12 protein-coding genes and 1 tRNA gene are annotated in these 14,320 nt (G+C 68.5%); 3 read left to right on the forward strand and 10 right to left on the reverse strand.

What is annotated here, in order from left to right; genetic code table 11:
* Positions 1-90: 90 nt before the first annotated feature.
* Both amaB and DS837_RS22835 read right to left on the reverse strand, forming a co-directional pair.
* Positions 91-1,593: an L-piperidine-6-carboxylate dehydrogenase gene (amaB, locus tag DS837_RS22830; protein ID WP_149166836.1), complete on the reverse strand. Its 1,503-nt coding sequence runs from the start codon at positions 1,591-1,593 to the stop codon at positions 91-93.
* A 36-nt stretch (positions 1,594-1,629) separates the two neighbouring features.
* Positions 1,630-3,288, reverse strand: coding sequence for a thiamine pyrophosphate-binding protein (locus DS837_RS22835; RefSeq protein WP_149166837.1), 1,659 nt, complete (start codon positions 3,286-3,288; stop codon positions 1,630-1,632).
* Positions 3,289-3,397: 109 nt separating this feature from the next.
* Here DS837_RS22835 and gcvA point away from each other — a divergent pair, with 109 nt between their 5' ends.
* Positions 3,398-4,312, forward strand: a complete 915-nt coding sequence (gene gcvA / locus DS837_RS22840; protein WP_149166838.1) for a transcriptional regulator GcvA — start codon at positions 3,398-3,400, stop codon at positions 4,310-4,312.
* Between the two features lie 166 nt (positions 4,313-4,478).
* On the opposite strand, the gene DS837_RS22845 is transcribed toward gcvA, so the two are convergent.
* Both DS837_RS22845 and DS837_RS22850 read right to left on the reverse strand, forming a co-directional pair.
* Positions 4,479-5,114, reverse strand: coding sequence for a hypothetical protein (locus DS837_RS22845; RefSeq protein WP_149166839.1), 636 nt, complete (start codon positions 5,112-5,114; stop codon positions 4,479-4,481).
* Positions 5,115-5,720: 606 nt separating this feature from the next.
* Positions 5,721-5,796: transfer RNA gene (locus DS837_RS22850), tRNA-Phe, on the reverse strand.
* Positions 5,797-6,132: 336 nt separating this feature from the next.
* Between DS837_RS22850 and adhE the strand changes: the two genes are divergently transcribed.
* Together adhE and DS837_RS22860 are read left to right on the forward strand one after the other, a co-directional pair.
* Positions 6,133-8,793 (forward strand): bifunctional acetaldehyde-CoA/alcohol dehydrogenase, encoded by a 2,661-nt coding sequence (adhE, locus tag DS837_RS22855; protein ID WP_149166840.1) that lies wholly within the window; start codon positions 6,133-6,135, stop codon positions 8,791-8,793.
* Between the two features lie 293 nt (positions 8,794-9,086).
* Positions 9,087-10,724 carry a helix-turn-helix domain-containing protein gene (locus DS837_RS22860; protein ID WP_211102393.1) on the forward strand — a complete coding sequence of 546 codons (1,638 nt, stop codon included), beginning with the start codon at positions 9,087-9,089 and terminating at the stop codon, positions 10,722-10,724.
* A gap of 303 nt (positions 10,725-11,027) precedes the next feature.
* Here DS837_RS22860 and DS837_RS22865 read toward each other — a convergent pair whose 3' ends face one another.
* From DS837_RS22865 to DS837_RS22890, 6 genes are all read right to left on the reverse strand, one after another.
* A complete protein-coding gene (locus tag DS837_RS22865) occupies positions 11,028-11,555 on the reverse strand; it encodes a hypothetical protein (RefSeq protein WP_247890082.1) in 528 nt (175 codons plus the stop codon).
* Positions 11,556-11,689: 134 nt separating this feature from the next.
* Positions 11,690-12,757: a hypothetical protein gene (locus DS837_RS22870; RefSeq protein WP_149166841.1), complete on the reverse strand. Its 1,068-nt coding sequence runs from the start codon at positions 12,755-12,757 to the stop codon at positions 11,690-11,692.
* A gap of 22 nt (positions 12,758-12,779) precedes the next feature.
* Positions 12,780-13,130 carry a hypothetical protein gene (locus DS837_RS22875; protein ID WP_035680645.1) on the reverse strand — a complete coding sequence of 117 codons (351 nt, stop codon included), beginning with the start codon at positions 13,128-13,130 and terminating at the stop codon, positions 12,780-12,782.
* A gap of 61 nt (positions 13,131-13,191) precedes the next feature.
* Complete coding sequence (locus DS837_RS22880; protein ID WP_149166842.1) at positions 13,192-13,659, reverse strand: RebB family R body protein; 468 nt, start codon at positions 13,657-13,659, stop codon at positions 13,192-13,194.
* Positions 13,656-13,889 (reverse strand): RebB family R body protein, encoded by a 234-nt coding sequence (locus DS837_RS22885; protein ID WP_040138293.1) that lies wholly within the window; start codon positions 13,887-13,889, stop codon positions 13,656-13,658. Before DS837_RS22885 ends, DS837_RS22880 begins: the two co-directional genes overlap by 4 nt.
* A gap of 125 nt (positions 13,890-14,014) precedes the next feature.
* On the reverse strand, positions 14,015-14,287 hold the full coding sequence (locus DS837_RS22890) for a RebB family R body protein (protein WP_145626297.1): 273 nt from the start codon (positions 14,285-14,287) through the stop codon (positions 14,015-14,017).
* Positions 14,288-14,320: the final 33 nt, after the last annotated feature.

A 14,320-nucleotide genomic window follows, 5' to 3' on the forward strand; every position in this document is an offset into this window, starting at 1 on the left:
CAACGAGAAAAGGCCGCCCGCTGAAACGGGCGGCCTTCTTCTTGTGAGCCGATGTCTTGCACGCCGGCTTTTTTCCAAGCCGGTTGCGGATCAGCCGGCGATCTCGAACTTGATCCCCTGGGCCAGCGGCAGCGAGCGGGAATAGTTCACCGTGGCCGTCTGGCGGCGCATGTAGCCCTTCCAGGCGTCGGACCCGGACTCGCGCCCGCCGCCCGTCTCCTTCTCGCCGCCGAAGGCGCCGCCGATTTCCGCGCCCGACGGGCCGATGTTGACGTTGGCGATGCCGCAGTCGCTGCCCGCCGCCGACAGGAAGCTCTCGGCCTCGCGGATGTCGGTGGTGAAGATGCAGGAGGACAGGCCCTGCGGCACCGCGTTCTGCAGCGCGATGGCCTCCTCCAGCGTCTCGTAGGTCAGGACGTAGAGGATCGGGGCGAAGGTCTCGTGGCGGACGATGTCGGTCTGACCGGGCATCTCGACGATGGCCGGCTGCACGTACCAGGCGTCGGGATACCGGTCGGCGAGCGCGCGGCCGCCGCCGGTCACCACGCCGCCGTCGGCCTTGGCCTGCTCCAGGGCGCGCTGCATGCCCTCATAGGCGCCCTTGTCGTTGAGCGGGCCGACCAGCACGCCGGACTCCAGTGGGTTGCCGATGGGAACGGAGGCGTAGGCAGCCTTCAGGCGCGGCAGCAGCGTGTCGCGCACGTCCTTGTGGACGATCAGGCGGCGCAGCGTGGTGCAGCGCTGGCCGCAGGTGCCCACCGCCGAGAAGACGATGGCGCGCACCGCCATGTCGAGGTCGGCCGACGGCGCGACGATCATGGCGTTGTTGCCGCCCAGCTCCAGGATCGGGCGGGCGAAGCGCTCCGCCAGCTTGAGCGCGACCTCGCGGCCCATGCGGGTCGAGCCGGTGGCCGACACGATGGGGACCAGCGGGCTGGCGACCAGCGCCTCGCCGACGTCACGGCCACCGTTGACGACCTGCAGCAGGTCCGCCGGGGCGTCGCCGAAGCGGGCCACCGCGCGCTCGAAGATGCGCTGGCAGGCGAGCGCGGTCAGCGGGGTCTTCTCCGACGGCTTCCAGATCACCGGGTCGCCGCAGACCAGCGCCAGGGCGGCGTTCCAGGCCCAGACCGCGACCGGGAAATTGAAGGCGGAGATCACCGCGCAGGGGCCCATCGGGTGCCAGGTTTCGCGCATCGCGTGGCCCGGACGCTCCGACGCGATGGTCAGGCCGTAGAGCTGGCGGGACAGGCCGACCGCGAAGTCGCAGATGTCGATCATCTCCTGGACCTCGCCCAGGCCCTCCTGGACGATCTTGCCCATCTCCAGCGTGACGAGACGGCCGAGATCCTCCTTGGCGTCGCGCAGCTCCTCGCCCAGCAGACGGACCAGCTCGCCGCGGCGCGGCGCCGGGACGGAGCGCCACGCCTCGAAGGCGCGCTGGGCGCGGGCGGCCACCTCCGGGATCTCCGACGCCGGGGTGACCGGCGCCACGCCCAGCGGAGCGCCGTCGATGGGCGAGCGGACGGACAGGCCGGCCCCGTCGGCGGGAAGCTCGAGGCCGAGGCGGGAGAGAAGGTCGCGGTGCTGCATGGAAAAGGTCCTCGGTGTAAGGCAACCGGTGGAAAGTCAGCGCTGGCGCCCGGCGGCGCGGATGTCGGACAGGCTGCGGTTCGGCGTCAGGGCTTCGGGGTCGAGCCTGACGTGCAGGATGGCCGGCCGGCCGGAGGCGCGGGCACGCTCGAAGGCCGGGGCGAACTCCTCCGTCCGCTCCACCGTCTCGCCATGGCCGCCATAGGCGCGGGCAAGGGCGGCGAAGTCCGGGTTGGTCAGGGCGGTGCCGGACACGCGGCCCGGATAATCCCGCTCCTGGTGCATGCGGATGGTGCCGTACATGCCGTTGTCGATGACCAGCACGATGAGGTTGGCGCCCTCCTGCACGGCGGTGCCGAACTCCAGCCCGGTCATCTGGAAGCAGCCGTCGCCGGCGAAGCAGACCACGTCCCGCTCCGGGTGGAGCAGCTTGGCCGCGACGGCGGCGGGCAGGCCGTAGCCCATCGAGCCGCAGACCGGCGCCGCCTGCGTGCCGAAGCGGCGGAAGCGCCAGAAGCGGTGGATCCAGGTGGCATAGTTGCCGGCGCCGTTGGTCAGGATGGCGTCGTCGGGCAGGGTGTCGCGCAGCCAGGACATGACCGCGCCCATCTGGACGTCGCCGGGGATGGTGGCCGGCGGCTCGCTCCAGGCGGTGTAGGCGGCGTGCGCGGCCTCGGCCTGACCGGCCCAGGCGGGGGCGGTGGGCGCCTCCAGCCCGGCCACGGCGTCGAGGAAGCCCCCCGGCGTGGCGTTGATGGCGAGGTCGGGGTTGTAGACGCGGCCCAGCTCCTCCGGCCCCGGATGAACGTGGATCAGCGTCTTGCCGGTCTCCGGGATGCCGAGCAGCCCGTAGCTCTGCGACGGCACCTCCGAGAAGCGGCCGCCGAGCAGCAGGATCACGTCGGCGTCCTTCACCAGGGCGACCAGCTTCGGGTTGATGCCCAGCCCGATGTCGCCCGCGTAGTTCGGGTGCGTGTGGTCGAACAGCATCTGGCGGCGGAAGGTGACGGCCACCGGCAGCGCGAAGGTCTCGGCGAAGACGCGCAGCGAGGCCACCGCGTCCTCGGTCCAGCGGGAGCCGCCGGCGATCACCAGCGGGCGCTTCGCCCCGGCGAGCAGCCGCCCGACCTCGGCGACCTGGGCGGGGGTCGGGGCGCTGTCCACCGGCTGGGCCGGGCGGGCGGCGGCGACGTCCGCCGTTTCCACCAGCATGTCCTCCGGCAGCACCAGGACGACCGGGCCGGGGCGGCCGGCGAGCGCGGTGTGGAAGGCGCGGCTGACCATCTCCGGCACGCGGTCGGCGCTGTCGATCTCGGCCACCCACTTGGCCATGCCGCCGAACATGAGGGTGTAGTCGACCTCCTGGAAGGCGTCGCGCCCGCGCATGCCGCGCTCGATCTGGCCGATGAACAGGATCATCGGGGTGGAGTCCTGCTGCGCCACATGGACGCCCGGCGCGGCGTTGGTGGCGCCGGGGCCGCGGGTGACGAAGCAGATGCCCGGCCGGCCGGTCAGCTTTCCCTCGGCCTCCGCCATCATGGCGGCGCCGCTCTCGTGGCGGGCGTTGATCGTGCGGATCGAGGAATCGTGCAGCGCGTCCAGCACGGCGAGATAGCTTTCGCCCGGCACGCAGAACACGCGCTCGACGCCCTGCGCCTCCAGCGCCTCGACGATCAACTGGCCTCCGGTCTTCATGGCGCGCTCGTTCCTCGGCTGGGCGTTCAAATCCTCCTCAATCTGGCGGCAGGCCCCGCCCCGCGCAACCGACTTTCTTTCCCCAGGTCATGAGCTATAGTCATGACCCATGGGTCTGCAACGCCGCCTTCTCCCGTCCATGAGCGCGCTCTCCGCCTTCGAGGCGGCGGCGCGCACCGGCAGCTTCACCGCCGCGGCGCAGGAGCTGGCGCTGACCCAGGGCGCCGTCAGCCGGCAGATCAAGGCGCTGGAGGACCAGCTTGGCGTCCCGCTGTTCCTGCGCCGCGACCAGCGCGTGGCCCTGACCCCGGCCGGCGAATCCTACGCGGCGGAGGTGCGGGAGGCGCTGCACCGCGTGGGGGCGGCGACGCTGCGGGTCATGACCGCGCCGCAGGGGGGTGTGCTGAAGCTGGCCGTTCTGCCGACCTTCGGCACGCGCTGGCTGGTGCCGCGCCTGCCCGCCTTCCAGGCGGCGCACCCGCAGGTCATCATCCATTTCATGACGAAGATGGAGCCCTTCGACTTCCGGTCGGAGGATCTGGACGCCGCCATCCATTTCGGCGCCGCGGACTGGCCGGGGGCGGTGTGCGAACGGCTGATGGAGGAGGAGGTGCTGCCGCTCTGCGCCCCGTCCTTCCTGGCGGCCCACCCGATCCGCACGGCGTCGGACCTCGTGGCGCTGCCGCTTCTGCACACCACCAGCCGTCCGGAGGCATGGCGGGACTGGTTCGCCGCCCAGGGCATCGAGCGGCACGAGGGCGCCGGCATGTTCTTCGAACAATTCTCCACCACCGCCCAGGCGGCGATCACCGGGTTGGGGGTGGCGTTGCTGCCGACACTGCTGGTGCAGGCGGAAATGCGGGATGGGGCGCTGGTTCCGGCGCTGGACCAGCCCTACCGGAACCCGGACCGCGCCTATCACCTCGTCCACCCCTCGTCACGGGCGCATCACCCGCCGCTGGTGGCGTTCCGGGAGTGGTTGCTGGGGGCCTGCGAGTCGGCTTCGGCCGCTCGCGGCCGTTGAAGGCCCATGTCAGGATCGGCGGCTTGTCCGTCCGGCGGGAGCGTTCGATACTTGCGCCTCCGATCCGCTCCGCATTGTTGGGAGAAAAGTGAGCGCTTCAGCGTGCCGGCCTCAATCTGGTCATCGTGGCGTAGGGGAGTGCCCCGCTCTTGCCCGCGCGGACGTATTACAATTTGCGATTCGCCAGGACGTAGACGACCTTGGCTGTTATCGTATTGTTGGCCAGCCAAGCATTGAACATGCCACCCAAGTTATCGATCTTCGGCTTATAGGCATTGGGACCGTTGTTGCACGAAGCATAGGTGCCGCTGGGGCCGAGGCCGTAAGTACCACCGCCTTCCGCTTTGATTTGGCAGGGGTGGTCGACCGACCACTGCTTGAAAAGCCACCCTTCCTTGTCCGTGCCGAATTCGAAAACAACACCGGGATCCGTGTTGCTGATATATTGTGTCACGTAAGAAAAGCTCGGAGCGATCCCGACAAAGGACTTCGGTGGAAGTCCAATCCTTGAGTAATTGCTGTTTATAAAGTCATTTGCCTGTTGTGTCGGCATGCCGCGATACCAGAATTTTGCGTTTTCCGCTTCAGCATCCGCGAACGCCGCATAATTTCTAACCAATTTCATGGCGTTAATGGTGGTATTCTTGCTATCAAGAGTCAGTACGCCTTTTTCATACATTGGGATGAGAACCTCCATATTGTTCCTTTTCAGGGTGTTGACGATATCGTTGGAGGTCATGGTGTCGGCGGCCGCGATGTTGGGCAGCAAAGCCAAGATGATGCAAAAGAGGAAGCTCTTCATAATCCATCATTCCTTTCTGAAGTCGCATGGTGGGGCCTCTTCGGAGCCGGCAGTTGATGCAGGGTCCGTAATGCTGTCGGTCATTCCCTCCTGAGAACGGGCGACCTAAAGCGAACGAAAGTTCGCATTGGCGGTCAGTCCGCGGTTCTGCCGGGCAAGTCCGAAGCATCGCCTTCAAAAAATGACGCCTGGATTACGGTTTTTGTGAACGGAGACCCGCCTGCTTCTTTATGGCGATTCAGCGCACCGACTTGTTCAGAACGCGCAGGCTATCAATCGATTTTGGCGAGACGGTATCGATGGGCTTGGTCCACACGAAAGGCTTGGCGTCCGTGTTGCGGGCGCGAATGCAGCGGGTAATGGCGTCTTTCAGATCGGCAACGGATTGGAGGATGCCGCATGCGATGCGTCGCCTGCAGGGGCTTGCACGGCTGTTCTAACTGCGCCGCACACGTGCTGGCACAGCGAAAATCGGCATCATCAAAAGTGTAGATTTCAAGGACTTGGTAAGCGAGGAAAGGCTTCTTCTACGGCTGTACCAAGTCTGTGCTGGGTAGGCCGGCTTTGCCTGATCCGCCACCAATGGTCTGATCGGCAAAAGAAAAATGGTGCCCAGGGACGGAGTCGAACCGCCGACACGGGGATTTTCAGTCCCCTGCTCTACCAACTGAGCTACCTGGGCGCCGCAGCGTGCGGGGGCGTCTTATAGGAAGAACCGGCGCGCTTGTCCAGCGCAATTCGTCACCCGTTCGAAAGAGATTTCTCGAAAGCGACCAGGCCGGTCAGGACGGGCGCTACCCCGAAAGTGGTCATACCAGTTTTGACCTGAGTCATGTCGCTCCACCCGCGATGGGGGGATAGTTCTCTCGCCGCGCGGACCAGGGAAAAGCGCCGCCCGGCCATGATCGATTTTCCGTGCGTGCCCTGGATGCTGTTCAGAGGGGCCTCGAGCCCGCATCCGGTATCCATGACCGGCCCGAAGGGACCGGCGGCGCGCCAACCGCAGAGGCGACACGATATGCCTGTCACCACGCTCGCAGACCTCAACGACCTCGTCCTTCGGGTTCGGGAGGCGCAGCGGATCTACGCCGGCTTTCCGCAGGACACCGTGGACCGCATCTTCCGCAGCGCCGCCCTGGCCGCGGCCAACGCGCGCATCCCGCTGGCGAAGCTGGCGGTTGCCGAGACTCGCATGGGCGTGATGGAGGACAAGGTCGTCAAGAACCACTTCGCCTCCGAATACATCTACAACAAGTACAAGGACGAGAAGACCTGCGGCATCCTCGAGGAGGACCCGGAATACGGCATCATGACGATCGCCGAGCCGGTGGGCCTGATCTGCGCCATCGTGCCGACCACCAACCCGACCTCGACCGCCATCTTCAAGGCGCTGATCAGCCTGAAGACGCGCAACGGCATCGTCTTCTCGCCGCACCCCCGCGCCCGCAAGGCGACCTGCGAGGCCGCGCGGATCGTGCTTCAGGCGGCGGTGGAGGCCGGCGCGCCGACGGACATCATCGGCTGGATCGACGAGCCTTCGGTGGAGTTGTCGAACGCGGTGATGCACCACCCCGACATCAACCTGATCCTGGCGACCGGCGGGCCGGGGATGGTCAAGGCGGCCTATTCCTCGGGCAAGCCGGCCATCGGCGTCGGCGCCGGCAACACCCCGGCGGTGATCGACGAGTTCGCCGACATCAAGCGGGCCGTCGCCTCCATCCTGATGTCCAAGACCTTCGACAACGGCGTGGTCTGCGCGTCGGAGCAGTCGGCCATCGTCGTGGATTCCGTCTATGACGCGGTGCGCGACCGCTTCGCCCACCATGGCGGCCACATCCTGTCGGCGGCGGACGCCGACGCGGTGCGCAAGGTGCTGCTGAAGAACGGCGCGCTGAACGCCGACATCGTCGGCCAGTCGGCCGGCGCCATCGCCGCCATGGCCGGGGTGAGCGTTCCCGCCCACACCAAGGTGCTGATCGCCGAGGTCGAGGCGGTGACCGAGGACGAGCCCTTCGCCCACGAGAAGCTGTCGCCGACCCTGGCGCTCTACCGCGCCCGCGACTTCATGGACGCCTGCGACAAGGCGGCGGCGCTGGTCGTGCTGGGCGGCATCGGCCACACCTCCGCCCTCTACACCGACCAGGACCAGCAGCCGGAGCGTATCCGCCATTTCGGGCAGGCGATGAAGACGGCGCGCATCCTGATCAACACGCCGTCGTCGCAGGGCGGCATCGGCGACCTCTACAATTTCCGGCTGGCGCCGTCGCTGACGCTCGGCTGCGGTTCGTGGGGCGGCAACTCGATCTCCGAGAATGTCGGGCCGCAGCACCTCATCAACCGCAAGACCGTGGCGAAGAGGGCCGAGAACATGCTGTGGCACAAGCTGCCGAAATCCATCTACTTCCGCCGCGGCTGCCTGCCCTTCGCGCTGGAGGAGCTGCGCGGCAAGAAGCGCTGCCTGATCGTCACCGACCGCTTCCTGTTCGAGAACGGCCACGTCGACGAGACCGTGCGCATCCTCAAGGGGCTGGGCCTCGCCGTGGAGACCTTCTTCGAGGTCGCCGCCGACCCCACCCTGGCGGTGGTGCGGCGCGGGCTGGCGCTCGCCAACGCCTTCCAGCCGGACGTCATCCTGGCGCTGGGCGGCGGCTCGCCGATGGACGCGGCCAAGATCATGTGGGTGATGTACGAGGCGCCGGACGTCGCCTTCGAGGATCTGGCCCTGCGCTTCATGGACATCCGCAAGCGCATCTACACCTTCCCGAAGCTGGGGGTGAAGGCGCAGTTCGTGGCCGTCCCGACCACGTCCGGCACCGGGTCGGAGGTGACGCCCTTCGCCGTGGTGACCGACGAGCGCACCGGCATCAAGTACCCGATCGCGGATTATGAACTGACGCCGAACATGGCGATCATCGACGCCAATCTGGTGATGGACATGCCGAAGGGCCTGACCGCCGCCGGCGGCATCGACGCGGTGACCCACGCGCTGGAGGCCTACGTCTCCGTCCTGGCGAACGAGTACACCGACGGGCAGGCGCTGCAGGCGCTGAAGCTGCTGAAGGAGCATTTGCCCTCCGCCTACGCAAACGGCGCCAAGGACCCCAAGGCGCGGGAGCAGGTGCACAGCGCCGCCACGCTGGCCGGCATCGCCTTCGCCAACGCCTTCCTCGGCGTCTGCCATTCGATGGCGCACAAGCTGGGGGCGGAGTTCCACCTGCCGCACGGCGTCGCCAACGCCCTGCTGATCGCCAACGTCATCCGCTACAACGCCGCCGACATTCCGACCAAGCAGACCGCCTTCAGCCAGTACGACCGGCCCAAGGGCGTCGCCCGCTACGCCGAGATTGCCCGGCACCTCGGCCTCGGCGGCAGCCGCGACCATGAGCGGGTGGAAACGCTGGTGGCCTGGGTGGAGGAACTGAAGCGCACGCTGGACATCCCGGCCTCGATCCAGGCCGCCGGGGTACCGGAGGCGGAGTTCCTGGCCCGGCTGGACGCCATCGCCGAGGCCGCTTTCGACGACCAGTGCACCGGCGCCAACCCGCGCTTCCCGCTGGTCGCGGAGATCCGCCAGCTCCTGCTCGACAGCTACTACGGCCGCGCCTACGCCGAGGGGGTGGAGCGTGAGCCGGACGCCAAGGCCGAGCGCAAGCCGGTGGCGCTGGTCCGTTCGCGCTGAGTCTTTCACTGTGATTGAGGCCTGATGGGCCGCCCGACGCCGGGGAACCAGACGCCGGGCGGCCCTTTCTTTTGTCCGGAAAAAAAGCCGGTCTGCCGAAGACTTCACGCCCTGACGCCATGAAGCGTCGATTGGCTGTGAACTCATTGTCTGAAACGGCGGCAGGTGATTCCGGTCATGATTCGATCCTATCAATCCGATTACCGCCATCGCGGCTCCGCGATGCATGCATTCGTCTTCAAAGTCCGGCGTCCGCGGAAGACACGGCACGGCTTTACCAAGGAGGCGGTGCGATGACTCTGTCGGTCGGTGGCGCGCTGGACGAGATCCTGCACCCGGCCTCGGCCGATTTCCGCAGCCTGCCGGAGCTGATCAGCGGGCTGATGGGCCGGCTGGCCGACCGCGCGCCGCTGCGCGGCGGGGCGTTGTGGCTCCAGGACATGGGCACGCTGGTGCTCGCCCAGGACCGGGCGGGCGGCCGCCTCTGCTGGACGGCGGGCGGCGACCCCAACGACGCCGCGGCCGATCCGGAGGCGGTGGTGGTGCCCATCACCTACGCCGACGCGCCGGTCGGCGAGATGCGGCTGGTCCTCGACCGAGCGTCGGACGGCGCCGCGCCCGAGGCGCCCATCCTGCAGGACGTCGCACGCCAGTGCGGCTATCTGGCCAAGCGCTACGAGGTGCGGCGCTGGGCGGAGCGGCGGTTCGGCCGGCCCCTGCTGATGGTCGGCATGAGCCGGGCGCTGCGCGAGCTGGACGCCTTCCTGGAGCAGGCCGCCCACAGCGCGCTGCCCGTCCTGCTGACCGGGGAGTTCGGAACCGAGAAGGCGCAGTTCGCCGCAGCGATCCACGGCTGCGGGCCGCGGCGCGACGGACCCTTCGTCCAGGTCAACGGCGCGGACCCGGCGGGGACACCCGCCGACTGGGTCGCGCGGGCCGCCGGGGGCACGCTGTTCCTCAGCGGCGTCGACGAGATGACGCCGGCCCTTCAGGGGCAGATCGTCCAGCACATGCCCTCCCAACTCGGCCAATGGCTCGACGCGCCGGGGGGCTGGACGCTGTCCGCCAACGGGGCAGGCAATGGGATGGTCAACGGGATGGCAAACGGGACCGGGGGGCCGCGGGTCATCGCCTCGACCACCGCCGACCTGCGGCGGCTGGCGGAGGAGGGGCGCTTCTCCCGCCCGCTGCTGGCCGAGCTGGATTTCCTGTGCGCCACCGTGCCGCCGCTGCGCGACCGGCCGGCGGACATCGAGCCGTTGGTCCTCGCCGCCCTCGACCGCCACGGCGGGCGCGCCGACGAGACGCGGACCGACGAGCTGATCGCCCTATGCAAGGCCCACAGCTGGCCGGAGAACCTGTTCGAGCTGGAGCGGGTGATCGCCCGGCTGGCGGTGATGACCGGGGGCCGGCCGATCCGCCATGGCGATGTGCGCCGCCACGCCCCCTGGATGGTCGGCGGCGCCATGCCGGCGGAACCGGCGCCTGCCGCTCATCCGGACGCCGTGCCGGTTCCCCCGCCGGCTCCCTCGCCCGCGGACCATTGGGTGCGCTGCGCGCTGACCCGCGACCAGGACGCTTTGGCCCGGCTGCACGGCGGCCTGCGCAAGGCGCTGCTGTTCTTGGGCGAGCGCTTCGCCGATCCGATCACGCTGGACGCGTTGTCGCGGCAGGCGCATGTCAGCCCGTCCCACCTCAGCTACCTGTTCCGGACGGAGCTTCAGACCTCCTTCAAGGGTCTGCTTGGCCGCATTCGCATCCACAAGGCGCGGGAACTTCTGGCCGCCGACCGACGGTTGCCCATCACCGAGGTGGCGATGAGCGTCGGGTACGGCGACCTCAGCCATTTCGAGAAAAGCTTCCGCCGCCTCGTCGGGGAAAGCCCGCGCGAGTATCGGCGCAACCTGAGCGGAGCCGCCGTGCGCGGGTGAACCGATCACCACCGGCGGGGTGGCCGTCGCGCCCCCTGCCGGTAAAACGTCCGCAACCTGTGGGAATGCTCATCGTCATGCGCCCGCACCACGCTTTCGCGAACCGACCGGGTGGTGTCGGACAGGGCGGCGACGGGCAAGGGAGGCCTCACGCTCCACCCGCAGCCAGCCGGTCCGGGACGTCATGCGGGACGTCTTTCGGCCCGGTTGGGGACATGTTCGGAAATGGGCGGAAACGCGCCCGTGCTCCGAAGGAGCCGCGCGGCGTCGCGGTCCCTCCGGAGCGGCGGATCGTCCGGGGCTTTACAGGGCCGGGTCGCTCTTGCTGTTCATCGCCCGCGCGATCTGGGCGCTGGCCGCGGCCATGGCCTGTTGCGCGGCCTCGTTGGCCGCGGTGACGGCCTTCTGCTGCTGCTCGCTGGCCTGCTGCATCGCCTGACCGCCGGCGCCGGTTCCGCTGGCCGCCTGGAGCGCCTGCGACATCGCCTCGTTCGCCTGGGACATCGCGTCCTGTTCGTCGGAGTGGCCGCCGGGGTGGGCGGTCAGGCCGGGGATCGCCTCCACCGCGTGGCCGGCAAGCTGGATGGCCTGCTCGACGGCGGCCAGCGCCTGCTCGGCGGCGGCGTTCACGCTCTTCACCGCGTGGTCGAGCAGTGCGCTGGCGATTTCGGCGGGCGTCCTGGTGCCCGCCTCGAACGGTGCCGTATCGGGTGCCGTGACGGCCGGCGGCGCTGCATTCTCTGCGGGCATGGCCGGAGCCGACGTGTCCGGCGCCGCCGGAGTGGGCGCCGCGTCAGGGGTCGGGCTGCTGGGGGGCTGGGAAACGGCCATCCTTCGATCTCCTTCGTCCGGGTTGGTTTTGCGGTGGGCGTGCCGCCGGGGCCGTCGGCGTCTCCGTGGCTGGCGCGGATGGCGCAGAGGGCGGTGCAGAAGGGGCCGCCCCGGTCACCGTCTGTTGACGCGGGTCAGGCGGCGTCGGCAGTGCTGGTGGTGGGGGGATCGGGGCGAAAGCAGCGCAGCGAGATCACCCCCGCGGCCCCCATCTGGATTTCCGCCTGGTTGCCCTTGCCGATGACGGGGAAGAGACAGGACGCACCGTCCTGTCCCATGATGCCGCGCTGCGGTGGCGTCGCCGACAGCAAGGCCTGAGCCCCGGCCAGATAACCCGCCACCAGAACCCGCACCGCGTCGCCGGTCTCGTCCCGGAAGCCCGTGTCGCGGACGATCTGCAAGGCCCCGTCCGACAGGCGGGCGAAGCCGATCGGCCGGCCGCGCTTCTGCCAGTCGGAGACGGCCCGCGCCACCTCCGCCGGAGCGGCCAGCGGGCCGACCTGCGGGCATTCCAGAAAGCCGAACAGCTGCGGCAGGATGGTGTCCAGCGCGCCGCCGGCCCGTTTCTTCCGGTCGTCCGGCGTCGCGGTCAGGGAGCCCAGCCGGTTCACGTAGATCAGATAGAACTGATAATAGTCCGCGAACTCCTGCACGGTGCGCGCCTGCTCCACCGCGAAGGCGGCCGCCTCCTTCTGAAGCTCGGGGTTCGCCGTTCCCTGGCTTTCCTTGCGGTAGAGCAGCTCCTGCACCGCCAACTGTTCCTCGAAGCCCATGAACTGGAAGACCGGAGCCCCGGAGACTCCCAACCCCGAGAGGAAGGACGCGCCGGCGGCGAAGTCGTCCTGGGTCAGCAGGTTGTGGTCGGCGAGGATGCGCTTGACCTGGGCCGACACCGTGGCGCTGGCGTCGCCGGATTCGGCGTCGGCCAGCGTGCGCAGGCTGTCCACCCCCAGCGTCATCAGCTTCACCGGGCTGACCAACAGCTTCAGATTGGGCAGCAGGGCCAGCCGCGTCGCGTGAAGACCCTGCTGGACCTGCTCCACGAGCGTGCTCTCGTCCGGAAAACCGTAGCGCGGGCCGGCGTTGCTGATGGCCCAGTCGAGCCACTCAGACCCGCCATCGATGAAGGCGAGCGCAAGCCGCCCCAGGTCGGTGAGCCCGGCGCGGTTCTGGATCATCTTGTTGGCGACAGAGACGGTCATGGTGGGGACACCTGCGTAAGGGTCAGCTCGACGGGAAGCTATTCAGGACCGTGGAGGCCGCGGTACCGATGCTGGTGAAGTCGTTGGCGGCGCTCGTCATCATTCCCTGGGCCTGGGTCAGGGCGGTGACGTATTTCGGATCACCCGTCGCCAGGAGCTGCGCCATCGCCACGCCGATCGCCGTGGTGGCGATGGTCGAGACGTTGCGCAGCGTGTCCGTCGCATCCTGCACAGCCATGGCCGTGGACTGGGCGACCGCCTGATAGGCTTTCCCAGCGCCGCTGGTGGTGACGACCTGTGGGCTCATGGTCGCCGTCTGCGTCTGGTTTATGACGTCAATGATCTGCGCATTGACCTTCGTGGGCTCCGACATGAAGGCTCCTTGCTCGTTGTGGCCTGGACGGCCGGCCGCTGGGAAATGGGCGCGGGGTCAATCACGACCCGCCGCTGACGGTGCTGTTTCCGGTGCCGCCGGCGACGGTGCCGTTTCCGGTTCCACCGGCGACGGTGCTGTTTCCAGCGCCGCTGGTGACGGTGCTGTTCCCGGCGGCGCCGGTGACCGTGGAGGGCAGGGTGGTGAGCGAGGTCGTCAGCAGCGGCGTCAGCGGCTGCAGCGGCGACGCGTTGCCCCCGGAGGTGGACGAGCCCGAGGGCGGCGGCGGGGGCGTGGTGGGGAAGGGCACGGCCAGCATCTTGGCGCAGGCGGCGGTGACCGCGGCGGAATTGACCATGCCGGCGTTCTGCTGGCGGTGCACGGCGTTGTGCATCGCCATGCCGAGCGTCTCGACCATCACGGCGTCGAGCATGGCGAACGACTGCGCGGGGGACTGTCCCGTCAGAAGCGTGACGATGTCCGACGTCGCGTCGATCACCTGGGTGTTCACGGTGCCTTCGTCGCTCATGATTTTGCGGTTCCCTTGGTGATGATCAGCGTGAGGACCTGGGCGAGCGCGGCCTCGGTGATGACCTGGGCGCGCTGCTGGTTGGCGACGGCGTTCTGCATGGCCAGGCCGAGGCTGTCGGCCATGGCGACGTAGGTCATGTCCATCGCCAGGGATGGGGTCAGGCCAAGCGGTATCGCCGTGTTCGCCGCGACCGATCCGGCAAGGCTGGCGGAGCTTCCATCCGGCATTCACACACTCCAGCCTTCAGGCTCCCGCCACTGGCTCCTGTGGATACGGGCTTATGCGCGACCGGGCGCTTCAACCTGTGGCGGAGGCCGCCCCCGGTGTCCCGAGGGCGGCCCGCCGGCTCTCCTTAGGAGAGGCCCAGGATCTGGGTGGTGACGACGCCGGTCGAGGCCGTGTCCACCGAGTACAGGGTCGACAGACCCTGCGTGGTGGCCGCCTGCATCACCACGTAGGACTGCTGCTGGTTGTTCGTGGCGTTGTGGGCCGCGTTCGACAGCGCCTGGCTGGTGGCGACGAACAGGTTGCCCATCGCAATGGCCGGGGCGTCGCCCAGGACCTTGGTGTTGACCTGGGAGACCGAGTCCGTGATCTGGTTGTTCAGGGCGGTCGGGAAAGCCATCGTGTTTGCTCCTTACATCAGATGTTGCGTTGG

Origin of the sequence: Azospirillum brasilense (assembly GCF_008365405.1) — a bacterium.
In the GTDB taxonomy this organism is placed as follows: Bacteria; Pseudomonadota; Alphaproteobacteria; order Azospirillales; family Azospirillaceae; genus Azospirillum; species Azospirillum brasilense_D.

What these genes read in the sequence shown, in the direction of transcription:
- amaB (WP_149166836.1), bottom strand. Translation starts at nt 1,593, where the DNA reads ATGCAGCACCGCGACCTTCTCTCCCGCCTCGGCCTCGAGCTTCCCGCC.
- DS837_RS22835 (WP_149166837.1), bottom strand. Translation starts at nt 3,288, where the DNA reads ATGAAGACCGGAGGCCAGTTGATCGTCGAGGCGCTGGAGGCGCAGGGC.
- gcvA (WP_149166838.1), top strand. Translation starts at nt 3,398, where the DNA reads ATGGGTCTGCAACGCCGCCTTCTCCCGTCCATGAGCGCGCTCTCCGCC.
- DS837_RS22845 (WP_149166839.1), bottom strand. Translation starts at nt 5,114, where the DNA reads ATGAAGAGCTTCCTCTTTTGCATCATCTTGGCTTTGCTGCCCAACATC.
- adhE (WP_149166840.1), top strand. Translation starts at nt 6,133, where the DNA reads ATGCCTGTCACCACGCTCGCAGACCTCAACGACCTCGTCCTTCGGGTT.
- DS837_RS22860 (WP_211102393.1), top strand. Translation starts at nt 9,087, where the DNA reads ATGACTCTGTCGGTCGGTGGCGCGCTGGACGAGATCCTGCACCCGGCC.
- DS837_RS22865 (WP_247890082.1), bottom strand. Translation starts at nt 11,555, where the DNA reads ATGGCCGTTTCCCAGCCCCCCAGCAGCCCGACCCCTGACGCGGCGCCC.
- DS837_RS22870 (WP_149166841.1), bottom strand. Translation starts at nt 12,757, where the DNA reads ATGACCGTCTCTGTCGCCAACAAGATGATCCAGAACCGCGCCGGGCTC.
- DS837_RS22875 (WP_035680645.1), bottom strand. Translation starts at nt 13,130, where the DNA reads ATGTCGGAGCCCACGAAGGTCAATGCGCAGATCATTGACGTCATAAAC.
- DS837_RS22880 (WP_149166842.1), bottom strand. Translation starts at nt 13,659, where the DNA reads ATGAGCGACGAAGGCACCGTGAACACCCAGGTGATCGACGCGACGTCG.
- DS837_RS22885 (WP_040138293.1), bottom strand. Translation starts at nt 13,889, where the DNA reads ATGCCGGATGGAAGCTCCGCCAGCCTTGCCGGATCGGTCGCGGCGAAC.
- DS837_RS22890 (WP_145626297.1), bottom strand. Translation starts at nt 14,287, where the DNA reads ATGGCTTTCCCGACCGCCCTGAACAACCAGATCACGGACTCGGTCTCC.